The 12070-nt window shown below is 41.9% G+C and carries 14 protein-coding genes; 9 read left to right on the top strand and 5 right to left on the bottom strand.

Features of this window, described 5'->3' with window-relative positions:
- Positions 1–79 precede the first annotated feature (79 nt).
- The 6 genes from PSE69_RS11470 to PSE69_RS11445 are packed head-to-tail and all read left to right on the top strand — an operon-like array spanning position 80 to position 4147.
- Positions 80–829, top strand: a complete 750-nt coding sequence (locus PSE69_RS11470) for a fimbria/pilus periplasmic chaperone (protein ID WP_116820407.1) — start codon at positions 80–82, stop codon at positions 827–829.
- Positions 830–861: 32 nt separating this feature from the next.
- Positions 862–1473 (top strand): fimbrial protein, encoded by a 612-nt coding sequence (locus tag PSE69_RS11465; protein WP_121874774.1) that lies wholly within the window; start codon positions 862–864, stop codon positions 1471–1473.
- Positions 1474–1484: 11 nt separating this feature from the next.
- Positions 1485–1988 carry a fimbrial protein gene (locus PSE69_RS11460; RefSeq protein WP_121874775.1) on the top strand — a complete coding sequence of 168 codons (504 nt, stop codon included), beginning with the start codon at positions 1485–1487 and terminating at the stop codon, positions 1986–1988.
- The gene (locus tag PSE69_RS11455) at positions 1985–2527 is read left to right on the top strand and encodes a fimbrial protein (RefSeq protein WP_121874776.1); all 543 of its coding nucleotides are present in this window, start codon (positions 1985–1987) and stop codon (positions 2525–2527) included. The genes PSE69_RS11460 and PSE69_RS11455 overlap by 4 nt, the downstream gene beginning before the upstream one ends.
- Before the next feature lie 9 nt (positions 2528–2536).
- A complete protein-coding gene (locus tag PSE69_RS11450) occupies positions 2537–3082 on the top strand; it encodes a fimbrial protein (RefSeq protein WP_014657790.1) in 546 nt (181 codons plus the stop codon).
- Between the two features lie 54 nt (positions 3083–3136).
- The gene (locus PSE69_RS11445; RefSeq protein ID WP_014657791.1) at positions 3137–4147 is read left to right on the top strand and encodes an MrpH family fimbial adhesin; all 1011 of its coding nucleotides are present in this window, start codon (positions 3137–3139) and stop codon (positions 4145–4147) included.
- A 386-nt stretch (positions 4148–4533) separates the two neighbouring features.
- On the opposite strand, the gene PSE69_RS11440 is transcribed toward PSE69_RS11445, so the two are convergent.
- From PSE69_RS11440 to moeA, 4 genes are all read right to left on the bottom strand, one after another.
- Positions 4534–4818 (bottom strand): hypothetical protein, encoded by a 285-nt coding sequence (locus PSE69_RS11440; RefSeq protein ID WP_259465988.1) that lies wholly within the window; start codon positions 4816–4818, stop codon positions 4534–4536.
- A gap of 279 nt (positions 4819–5097) precedes the next feature.
- Positions 5098–5433, bottom strand: a complete 336-nt coding sequence (locus PSE69_RS11435; protein ID WP_004917906.1) for a zinc ribbon domain-containing protein YjdM — start codon at positions 5431–5433, stop codon at positions 5098–5100.
- Between the two features lie 162 nt (positions 5434–5595).
- Positions 5596–6354 carry a molybdopterin-synthase adenylyltransferase MoeB gene (gene moeB, locus PSE69_RS11430; RefSeq protein WP_004917908.1) on the bottom strand — a complete coding sequence of 253 codons (759 nt, stop codon included), beginning with the start codon at positions 6352–6354 and terminating at the stop codon, positions 5596–5598.
- On the bottom strand, positions 6354–7595 hold the full coding sequence (gene moeA, locus PSE69_RS11425) for a molybdopterin molybdotransferase MoeA (protein WP_121874777.1): 1242 nt from the start codon (positions 7593–7595) through the stop codon (positions 6354–6356). The genes moeB and moeA overlap by 1 nt, the downstream gene beginning before the upstream one ends.
- A gap of 248 nt (positions 7596–7843) precedes the next feature.
- Here moeA and PSE69_RS11420 point away from each other — a divergent pair, with 248 nt between their 5' ends.
- From PSE69_RS11420 to yeiB, 3 genes are all read left to right on the top strand, one after another.
- A complete protein-coding gene (locus PSE69_RS11420) occupies positions 7844–9013 on the top strand; it encodes a YbfB/YjiJ family MFS transporter (RefSeq protein ID WP_121874778.1) in 1170 nt (389 codons plus the stop codon).
- A 214-nt stretch (positions 9014–9227) separates the two neighbouring features.
- On the top strand, positions 9228–9887 hold the full coding sequence (gene folE, locus PSE69_RS11415; protein WP_004917919.1) for a GTP cyclohydrolase I FolE: 660 nt from the start codon (positions 9228–9230) through the stop codon (positions 9885–9887).
- Between the two features lie 6 nt (positions 9888–9893).
- Positions 9894–11051, top strand: a complete 1158-nt coding sequence (yeiB, locus tag PSE69_RS11410) for a DUF418 domain-containing protein YeiB (protein WP_121874779.1) — start codon at positions 9894–9896, stop codon at positions 11049–11051.
- Between the two features lie 54 nt (positions 11052–11105).
- Here yeiB and sanA read toward each other — a convergent pair whose 3' ends face one another.
- Positions 11106–11807 (bottom strand): outer membrane permeability protein SanA, encoded by a 702-nt coding sequence (gene sanA / locus PSE69_RS11405; RefSeq protein WP_004917922.1) that lies wholly within the window; start codon positions 11805–11807, stop codon positions 11106–11108.
- Positions 11808–12070 lie beyond the last annotated feature (263 nt).

Raw genomic sequence — 12070 nt, 5'->3', positions numbered from 1 at the left:
CTGTCATGCATATAGCTTAAATGCCCAGAACAATCATTGATAAACCACATTAGGTACTACATAGGAAGGTAACGATTAAATGAAACTAAACACCAAATTTATTGCAGGGGTTGGGTTAGCCAGTTGCGTGTTATCCAGCACCAATGTATTAGCGGCTATTTCAATGGACCGAACGCGTATCATTTTTGAGGGAATGCAGAAATCGGTATCGTTAAATGTCGCTAATAATAACAAACAACTTCCGTATTTAGCTCAAGGTTGGATAGAAAATGAAAAAGGAGAAAAAATCACCTCTCCATTAATTGTGTTACCGCCTATTCAACGTATTGAGCCTGCGAAATCAAGCCAAGTAAAAATTGAAGCATTACCCGCTATCAATTCATTACCACAAGATAGAGAGTCGTTGTTTTATTTCAACTTACGGGAAATTCCGCCTAAAAGTGATAAACCCAATACATTACAAATTGCACTACAAACACGGGTCAAACTTTTTTATAGGCCAAAAGCCATTATTAGCGAACCAAATACCGTTCCTTGGCAACAAAAATTAACCTTATTAAAAGAGGGGAATAGCGTAACGATAAATAATCCAACGCCTTATTATGTCACCGTTATTGAAGCTGGTGAAAGTAATCAGTCTGCACCAATTAAAGATTTTAAGCCGATTATGCTAGCCCCTTTTAGTGAGCAAAATCTTGGCGTGAATAGTCATCAACTCGGTAATACGCCAGTGCTGACTTATGTTAATGACTATGGTGGTCGCCCTAATCTCACTTTCAGTTGTCAAGGAAGTACGTGCCATGTTGATCCAGATGCAGCAGAGAAATAAGGCTAATGGTGCCTATGAAAGAGGGTAGATAAATGACTTTACATAAGCGATTGGCTATCTTTTGGACGCTGCTAATAGGGGCGCCATTGGGATGGGCAATGAATGAAAATACTCAGCTATATAATTCAGCGAATAATTGGGATGTCGATGGTCAACAAGGCGTGTTGTATGTTCGTGGTTCTTTATCGGAAAGTCCGTGCCGCTTAGCGATGACATCTGAATACCAATCTATTGATATGGGCAATTTTGAAACTGCGCAACTTAATCGTATTGGGGCAAAAGGGCGGGCGGTTCCTTTTCAAATAGAGCTATTAGATTGTATTTCTCATCCAACATCATTACTTGATGAAAAAACAGGACAAACAGCGTGGAGTCACTCTCAGCCAGCGGTAAAAATACGCTTTGTAGCACCATCAACAAATGAAATGCCTAACTTGGCTTTAGTCGAGGGGGCAAAAGGGTTTGGGTTACAGCTAAGTAACGCGTCAGGTACGGTTTTGTCTTTAGGGGAAGAGAGTCCCCCTGTGTTATTACCCTCTGGCCAACGTCAACTGACCTACACGATTACACCGGTTAGGACGGGATCACTCTTAATCGCTGGAGCATACCATGCGGTGATCTCATTCCAGATGCTCTATGAATAGGAGCAGTGATAATGAAAAAATCGTTTATTCATCGGGTGAGGTGTTTGCGTAGCCTAGTGCTCAGTAGCATTTTATTAGTGAGTACCAATACTAGTGCGGATATTTATACTTTAAGGATTAAAGTCAAAGTATTACAGCAAACCTGTACCGTTAATCAAAACCAAATTATCACTGTTGATTTCCCTGACATGGTTATTAAGGATATTGATGGACAGCGTTATGAAACGTCGATCCCTTACACATTAGCTTGTGATGGCTCTGCGAATAATCCAGCATTGAAACTCAAATTTAGTGGAACGCCAGCCAGTTTTAACACCCAGTATCTTGAAACATCAGAGAGTGATTTGGGGTTAGAAATTCGCGTTGATGGCACGGCAACTGAGCCAGGACGTTGGGTTGTTTTCTACTTTAACACATTACCTAAATTAACCGCAGTCCCTGTATTAAAAAATGGGGGTTCGGTGAATGCTGGGGTATTCAATGCATCAGGCACATTAAGTGTGGAGTACCTATGATGAGCAAACAAAACAGGCGACTAGGTCTAATAAAGCCCATGTTTGCCTTTATGATAGGCGCTTATATGTCGCCTGCATTAGCCAATACCGTGGATGTGAAATTTAAAGGAACATTACTTGAAAATCCCCCTTGTGATGTTTATAGCGATAAAGGAATTAATCAATCAATACAGATTGATTTCCAAGACATAGGTATCAATAAAATTAACGGTATCGACCATCAACGGCCTTTTACCGTAAATATAGATTGTCGAAGTTATACGTCACGACCTTCATCTTTAGCACTGTCTTATAGCGGTGATGCTGCGAATGGTTTTGATGCCAATGCGTTACAAGCCGATGTAACAGGTCTCGGTGTACGTTTATATCGAAATGAAAATGGAAGTGTTGTGGCACCAAATAGCCACTTCACCTTTAATTTGCCTAGTAATGGCTTTACGGCGCTGAATTTCTATGCCGTACCTGTAAAGGATCCACAAGTGAACTTACAGGAAGGCCCTTTTGAAGCGATTGCAACCATTGCATTGCAGTACCCCTAAGGAGGAAAAATGAAGCATATGGGTATTTTTTTAGGGGTAAGTTCGTTGGTGGGGGCGCTTTCTGCAAATTTATATGCTGCCACAAATAGTAGCCAAGTGACATATGGCGGCACATTGGTAGCAGAACCCTGCGAAATTGTGCCTGAATTTGAGAACTTTTCTGTTGAGTTCAATAGTATCTCAACGAAAGAGTTGTACTCAAACAGCAGGATCTTAAGTAAGGAATTTGAGCTTCAATTGAAAGATTGTGACGCTTCAATTGCAAATTCAGTAACGACTATTTTTAATGGCAACGCCACGCCGGATGGGCTTTTAGAGTTTGATGCCAATAGTGAGGCATCGGGAGCCGCAATCGGTATTGAAACGTTAAGTGGTGTGAAACTCCCATTGAATCCGACGAGTGGAGTATCTTATCCATCACAGCCGATAAAAAATGGTGCCATGACGATCCGATTACGTGCTTATCTTCAAGGAAAAGCGGGAGCGATTGCCAATAACAGCATCAAACCCGGTAATTTTTCTGCCACCATGACATACACCCTAAGCTACCAATAAGTGGCTGAAATATGTCTTCAACGGGCCAATAATTCAGTTTAAATCGAGGATCATATGAAAAACATATGGGGTCAACGTTTATTTAAAAATTATCTGTTATTTAGTGTATTGTTATTGTTAGGCACTAAAAGTTTTGCATCAACACCTTGGATAAATTCGCAGTGGATCGGTGTTAACAGTTATGAAGTGAGGATCCCTTCGAGTTCAGGGCGCTGTTATAACCCCCAAAATTTAACGAATGGGAGTTGTTCTAATGTCAATATTTCTTCATACCGTCTTTTCCACTATGCGCCAGTGAATCAGTTTCCATGGATGAGAACAGTCAACCAGTGTACTGTGGAAATTGAAATAATTTTGTTACTAAGAAGCGTTGTTTATGATAGGTATGGCGCTTTTCTCTTAACTCCACCACCGACAGGAACACGCTACATCAATTCATCTGGACGATTAAACCATTCATATTATAGGTATACCGCAAATCGGAGTTGTGAAAGTGTCTTAAATGATCTATCGCTGTTTCAAATGTCAGGTACTAGAGGGGTAGGCCAAGCGGCTCCAATAATTATATCTAGTGTGGCGAATCCGAACGATTTTAGACAAATATGTTGGCGGGTGAATGTATATGGTGCGAATAACACATCATCTTCTTTAGTTGCAGGTAGTGGCATCGATGAAGCGGACTGTACACGTTCTACACCCCAAGTACCGATTGCTTGTACATTTGAGATGTCGACATTACTGGATCATGGAACGGTAGATTCTAATCAGCTCAATGGACATAAGGCAACGGCCACAGGGTATGTAACCTGTACAGGGAATACCAAAGTGACCACACAGTTACTCGGTAACGGCACTACCAGCAATACCATTCTTGCACCAGGCTTATATTCAGAAGCAAAGGTCTGTGCACGCAACACTTGCTCTTCAGGTAATGAACAATACACGATTGATACGGCTATGAATGTAAAAACGCCTTTTAATGTGGAATCGACATTACATAGTTCAGGAAGTATTGCTGCTGGGGAATATCAGGGAACTGTGGTATTAGTAACGAGTATGTTTTAAAGAGTATTATATAGACTTTAAACGGCTCGCTTTCGTTATTGTGAGCCGTTTGCTTTATTGACTGACCAATCCTTTTAAGCACGTTTCTAAAAATTATTTAGCAGATTATGTATTGATAACATCGGGAACAGTGTGGTTTCCCAATGTGTATTGTCGGTCAAAAAATGATTTTTCTAATCATCATTTATTATGTTTCGAGACCGAATCTAAGCCTCATTAAGTTTGTGAACGCTCTGAAACCTAGCTGAGCTGGGCCAACAGACTGTTATCGTTAAATGAGTTCTCAAAGGTGATGACTAATCTAGACATCATTCTTTCTAAGAAATTAATTCGACAACAAGCATATAGAGATGAACGTAGCGCCCTGATCATACAGAGAGGCTACGCTACTCCCAACCGTTCGAATGCTCTTTTGATAAATGCGGTAAAAGTGATAAAAAGACCTCGATTTTTCGCTCGACAGTCATATTCACAAAATCATCCATCGCAATCTCTACGCGTTGTATCGTTCCATCACGGATCGTGAATTTATACATCAAATGCCCAGTCCAGCTTCTGTGAACGAAAACACAGCCATCCTCACTGTATGATAGCCATTTATCTTCCATGCATGAAGGAAGCCAGCCATTCAGTATGTTTCTTTCGGCTGTTTCCGACAGAGGGTAATTCAAATGGTGAACCAATGGTTAATTTTCAAAAAACTTCAGATTTTTAAATTGGCTCTTATCGATCACTTAATTTACCAGACTAATAATATCTTACGGTACAGCCTATACAAACATCCGATTGAGATCAAAGTTAATCATAGTTTCATGGGGGGAATTTTGTCAGCTGACGAGGTGGGGATACTGGAACCTTTTTAGATCAAACGCCTCAATAAAAAATGAGGACTTTATTCGCACTTTGAGACCTAGCTGAGCTAGGTCTTAGTATTTAACTGAACAAGTTAATTAATTCTTTTTCACAAACTCAGATTTCAGCTTCATTTGGCCGAAACCATCAATTTTACAATCGATATTGTGGTCGCCTTCGACTAAGCGAATGCCTTTTACTCGAGTACCAATTTTCAACATTGATGAGCTACCTTTCACTTTTAAATCTTTAATGACAGTGACGGTATCGCCATCCGCTAATAGGTTCCCGTTAGCATCTTTAACGATCAACTCATCGCTTTCTTCTACAGGCTCGGCATCATTCCATTCATGCGCACACTCAGGGCAGATATACATATCGTTATCAGTATAGGTGTATTCAGACTGACATTTCGGGCAAGGAGGGAATTGCATATTAAATACTCTCAGTAACTTATTTAAAAATGTAAAGTGATGACTGCTTATTGATGTCAGCCAACACGAAAGGGGATAGTATAAGGTTAAAGCAAAAATAATTTATTTTTTAGGAATATTCTTAATAGAGCGGTGCGTTTGTCACCGCCCTAATGGAAGAAATTATTGGTGTGCGCACACTTCACAATGGGGGTCTTTGGTCAGTTTGAATTGGCGGAATTCCATCGTCATCGCATCAAAAAACAACACGTTACCAGTATTGACCTTGCCATATTGGGTGAGCAATTTGAGGGTTTCCATTGCTTCGAGTGTACCTATCGTACCAACCAAAGGCGCCATTACGCCGGCTTCTACACAGGTTAGACTATTTTCACCAAACAAGCGGCTCAAGCAGTGGTAACAAGGCTCTCCTTCTTGATAGGTGAAAACAGATAGCTGTCCTTCCATACGGATAGCGGCACCGGAAACAAGTGGTTTCTTATGCTGGAAACATAAGCGATTTAACTGCTCTCTAATAGCCACATTATCAGTGCAATCAAGGATAACATCATGGGTCATTATCCGTTCATTCAGTTGCGCATCGTCCAACTGTGCATTGACCGTTTCAATACAAATATGTGGATTGATTGCGGCTAACTGTGCTTTAGCTGAATCAACTTTAGGTTGACCAATCGTCGCATCACGGTGCAAGGTTTGTCGCTGTAGATTAGACAGTGAAACAGTATCGAAATCGACTAAAGTGAGTTGACCTACACCAGCGGCAGCTAAGTATTGTGTGGCTGCGCAACCTAAACCACCAAGGCCAATGACCAGCACTTTGCTGGCCTTGAGTTTCTCTTGCCCGTCAAAATCAAATCCACGTAAAATGATTTGGCGGTTATAACGCAACATCTCTTGATCGGTAAGCTCTTGCACGGTCATTATTCGCTTTTGAGTAAGTCATTAAACATTTCGACATCAACGGTTTCGCCTACCGCGACATGCCCACGCTCCCTTTCTAAGACGATAAAGCAGTTGGCTAAGCTAAAGGAGCTAAATACATGAGAGCCTTGGTGGCCAGTTGTTGCAACTTGCAGTTGCCCATGTTCATTGACGCTTAGGATCCCGCGTTGAAAATCCAGACGACCGGGGCTTTTTTTCAACGGTGTGGTAACAGGAACTTTAAATTTCATTGGCGCTTTCCATTGGCTATTCCCAGAAAGGCGAGCAATCAACGGCTGCACGAGTTGATAAAAGGTGAGTGCTGCGGAAACTGGGTTACCCGGTAATCCACAAAACCACGCTGAATGGAGTTTACCAAAAGCAAATGGTTTACCGGGTTTGATTGCTAGCTTCCAGAAGCCGATTTCTCCTAGCTCCTCTAAAATTTGTTTGGTGTAATCCGCTTCACCCACGGAGACGCCACCACTACTAATCACTAAATCAGCTTGGTTATCTGCATCAATAAAGGTCTGCTTGAGCTTTTCAGGGGAATCAGGAATAACACCAAGGTCGATAACCTCACAGTTAAGTTTTTCGAGCATTAGGCGAACAGTAAAACGGTTAGTGTCGTAGATCTGCCCCTCTTTGAGTGGTTGCCCCACCGCTTGCAACTCATCTCCCGTAGAAAATACCGCAACTTTTAGACGGCGGTGTACATCAACCGTTGAAATACCCAAAGAAGCAATAAGAGGCAATTGAGCCGTGGATAGCAGAGTACCCGCGGGGATCACACTACTACCTTTTGCGATATCTTCCCCAGCACGGCGGATATTGCTGCCTTTTTTAACTGTACCTGTAAACAGGACCCCTTGAGCTGTCTCTTCCGTTTCCTCTTGCATGACGACAGTATCGACACCTTGTGGAATAGGGGCGCCAGTCATAATGCGCACACAGCTACCGTGCGGAAGCTCCCCTTGCATTGGTTGACCTGCGAATGATTTTCCTGCTACAGGCATAGGGGTTTTCCCATCCCACTCAGCGAAACGAAAACCATATCCATCCATTGCAGAGTTATCAAATGGGGGAACATTCATTGGCGAGGTGATGTCGGCTGCGGTGATGCGTTGGGCCGATTCTGTGAGCGGAATGCGCTCTGAGTGAGTCACTGTTTGTGTTTGAGTGAGTATTTTATCGAGTGCTTGCTCAAGTGAGATCAACCCAGCGGTATGACACATGTCCATTAGTACCCCTATTATTCTGCTTTGCCATTGAGGCTTAAGATTTTGTCGTGCTGCTTATTATGGCAGAGATATCGCGAGGGGTGAATGAATAGAAATTGATTAAGAATAGCTTTTCGTTGGATTTTACGAGAAGTCTCGCGCGAATAAATGCCTTAGATAGCCCTACGGACATAAATTGTATTTTTGTTAATGTTATGTTAAACAGTAATCTGATTAATTATTGCATTCTAAATGAAACTAAGGAATTTATGGTTTCCGCCAATGAACAGGCGCACCCTAGCCGTAGCGCAGCCGCCTTCCATATTGCTTTTAGTGGATTTCTTTCGCTCGTTGTTGTTATGGGGATAGGGCGCTTTACGCTAACTCCCCAAGTCCCTTTAATGATTGAAGAGCATCAACTTACACTCTCTACAGCCAGTGTGGTCGCTGCTTTTAATTATTTAGGGTATTTGTTGGGCTCCTTTGATGCAATGCGTGCGCGTCAACACGTTGAAAGACGCATGTGGTTGGGAATATGGGGAGCCGTTGCGATAACCTTGATTTCCGCACTTCTTGATGGCCCTCTTTTACATAGTATTGCCCGTTTTTTTATTGGCTGGGCGAGTGGCATGGCACTGGTACTCGTGGTTGCTTGGGCTAATGAGAATTTAGCAAAATTAAATCGACCTGCATTAAGTGTGGCGGTATTTGCTGGAACCGGAGCTGGAATATTTCTTAGCGGTCTGTTTGCGGTAGCCATCCAAGATTGGCAATTATCTGCCAGCCAAGGTTGGTTAATCTACGGTGGGTTAGCACTAATTTTTAGTCTATACATTAGCTGCCATATTCCACGTACGGGGCAGTGGCATCGGCCTGTCGGGGAAATAAAAAAACTTCAGCTTACGCCAGAAATCAAGCGACTGGTATGGAGCTATGGATTGGCTGGCTTTGGTTATATTTTGCCAGCGACATTTTTATCACAAATGGCCGCGCAGCGTTTCCCTGATAGTTTATTTGCCCAATTTGTTTGGCCGGTCTTTGGTATATCCGCGGTGGTGGGCATTCTAATCGCCATGCTACTACGTAATTTCTCGACAACCCAAAACCGATTAGCGATCACTTTATGGTTACAAGGGATCGGAATATTAATCTCAGAAGTTATTTCGGGTATTTCAGGGTTGGTGATTGCTGCAATCCTAATTGGTGGGGGGCTTATGTGTGCGGTACAGTTGTCAATGCAACTAGGACGTGAATTGGCCCCGGAACATAACCGTTTTATGGCGGGTTTACTCACGACATGTTATGCAATCGGGCAGCTTATTGGCCCTATGTTGTCTTTTATTTCCACGACATTCACCGGAAAACTAGAGCCTGCCTTATACAGTGCGTTTATCGCATTGTGTGTCGCGGGTGGGTTAGTTTATCGGCGTTCTCGATAAAGAATAGCTCTGAAAATATGTTATTAATTATAGTTAAATGATGATATATCCGAGGGGAGCATCAAAGGCTATCCTGATAAAATGAATATTTGTTGATGCAAATATTTCATCTGATCTATGGATGTAATGCTGGATTATCTAAACTTGCTGTTTTAGAGTACAGCGCACACCTGCATTTTCATAAAAAATCGTTATATCGTTTGTGGAGAATCTAATGTCATCTCTGAGTAAAGAAGCCGAATTGGTGCATGCTGCTTTGGAAGCAAGAGGGCTTGAAACCCCGTTGCGTATCCAACCAAAATCAGGCGAAGAGCGTAAGCAACTGATTGAAGGGCATATGACAGAGATCATGAAGTTACTTAATTTGGACTTAACTGACGATAGCTTGGCGGATACACCAAAGCGCATCGCTAAAATGTATGTCGATGAAATTTTTTCAGGTCTAGATTACGCGAACTTCCCAAAAATCACCGTCATTGAAAATAAAATGAAAGTTGATGAGATGGTCACTGTGCGTGATATTACCTTAACAAGTACATGTGAACACCATTTTGTTACTATTGATGGTAAGGCTACAGTTGCTTATATTCCGAAAGATAAAGTGATTGGCCTGTCAAAAATCAACCGTATTGTTCAATTTTTCTCACAACGTCCTCAAGTACAAGAACGCTTAACTCAGCAGATTTTGGTGGCCTTACAGACATTGCTAGATACTAATAATGTTGCGGTATCAATTGATGCTGTGCATTACTGTGTTAAAGCTCGAGGTATCCGTGATGCGACCAGTGCCACCACCACCACCTCGTTGGGAGGACTGTTTAAATCTAGTCAAAACACACGTCAAGAGTTTTTGCGCGCAGTGCGTCACCTGTAATCTATTATGACTGCCATATTATCGCATCGCTCCCAAGAAGGGCGAATTGATAGGCTTGATGCAACACGTGGCATCGCAATCTTAGGTATTCTATTAATGAATATTTTTGGGTTTGCTTTGCCGCAAATGGCTTATATTAATCCTGTTTATTCTCAATCTATTAGCCAAACTGATATGGCTATTTGGGTGGTTTTTAACCTATTTATTCAGGGTAAGTTTTTAACGATTTTTTCGATTTTATTTGGTGCGACGTTAGCGTTATTACGTCGCAAAGGCGACCGATGGAATATGAGTCGTTTAGTCATTTTGGCGGTACTAGGGCTGATTCATGGTATCGGTTTTTGGTCAGGAGATATTTTATTTGCTTATGCAGTAACGGGATGTATTGCATTACTGATATTTAAACAATATGACCCTGGCAACCTATTAAAAATAGCAGGCTTTGTCTATTTTATTGGATTAGTGAGTTTATTGTTGTTAGGTAGCACGGTGGGGTCGAGTGATTTTTGGGTCGTTTCTGAAGAGCAAGCGTTGTACGAATCAATGGGAAACACTACGGGGGGGAGTGTTAGCTTAATCTATCGCACTCAATCGATGTTAACCATGGTGGAAATGCTGTTTATTCAGTATGGGTGGCAGCTGCTGGGGCTAATGATCGCGGGGTATGTCGCGATGCGCAGTGGATGGTTAAGCGGGCAATTCAGTTCCCAGCATTATCGACGTATGGCAATGCTATTAATTATTCCTGCTTTGCTTGTTCAAGCCGTATCTCTTTATATGCAAAGCCTATCAGGATGGAGTTATTTTGCGACAGCCATTGTAGGCTATGTTGTCAACGAATTGATGTCCCCATTACAATCTTTTGGTTATATTGCCCTTATTTACGGTTTTTGGGGAACGCTACAGCATAGTGTGTTGGCCAAAATGCTACAGTGCACGGGGCGAATGGCATTAAGTAATTACTTATTGCAAACCTTAATTTGTGTGACGATTTTTTATTATTTAGGTTATTTCAACCATTTTTCACGGTCTGAGTTGTTGCTCTTTATTGTGCCAATTTGGGCGGTAAACCTATTATTTTCTTATTTCTGGCTCTCCTTTTTTCATCAAGGCCCGATGGAGTGGGGGTGGCGAAGGTTAACCGAAAAGTTAGATAGAATATAGAAAAGGCGAGATAAAACAATTCAGGCAGTTACCCTGCCTGATTGCTAGAAATTTTTAAATTTTGTTGATTTCATCGGGAGAAACAGCCGGATAGCCCTTGATCCCTTCTGGCATTTTAATGGGCGCAGGGATAGACTCTTGCTCCCCTAAAAACTTAGGTTCGCGGTTTAAAACATAGAGATCCGCTAAAGCCCCCAACCGAGCAAACACTTCACGTATTCTTACTTTAAACATCGCTTTTGGTGTTGGCACCGCTAAACATTGCGCATCTATCCCTTTGTGCTTAGCGATAAACAACGCGCGTTCGCAATGGAAGCGCTGGGTAATAATCGTAAAATTGTCGGTATCAAATACTTTCCGTGTGCGCACGACAGAATCCAATGTTCTAAACCCTGCGAAGTCGAGAACAATTTTTGAAGCGGGCACGCCTGCTTTGATTAAATCCTTACGCATGGCGATGGGTTCATTATAACTGTGTGCACCATTATCACCGCTAAGCAGTAGATACTTCACCTTTCCACTGTGATAAGCATCTGCTGCCCCCTGAATTCGGTAGCTATAGTATAAATTTTGGACGCCACTTGAATAATATTTAGATGTACCCAATACCATACCAACATCACGTATTGGCAGATCAGCGACATCTTCATAAATATCAGGAGCCGTATCCCACGCTATCCAACGGTCAAGTAAAATAATAGTGACTAACGCTATCCCTAAAATCGCTATCAGACCATAAAGCAGACGTTTCCTCATTGTCCTTGCCTTTAATATTAATAGTCATGGTGATAAGGCTACTTGAGTTAAATAGGGGAAGCAAGTCGGGCAACGTAAAGTCCTGTCAATCGATTTAAGGGAGGGTTCTGTCGATAGTGCAAAAATGCGAATTGGCGGCTAATAAGAAAAATCTAACCTAGTTGATGTAGATCAATTTTCTATCTATCACTTGCGGCAGTAGGTACATGATTGTCGATTTTATTGTCAGTATGATAATAGCTCCCAACTACCCTACAAAGAAT

The sequence above is a fragment of the Providencia sp. PROV122 genome, assembly GCF_028482365.1.
GTDB lineage: Bacteria > Pseudomonadota > Gammaproteobacteria > Enterobacterales > Enterobacteriaceae > Providencia > Providencia stuartii.
The sequence above is the reverse complement of the archived record's forward strand: the minus strand, read 5'-3'. Positions and strand labels throughout refer to the sequence as shown.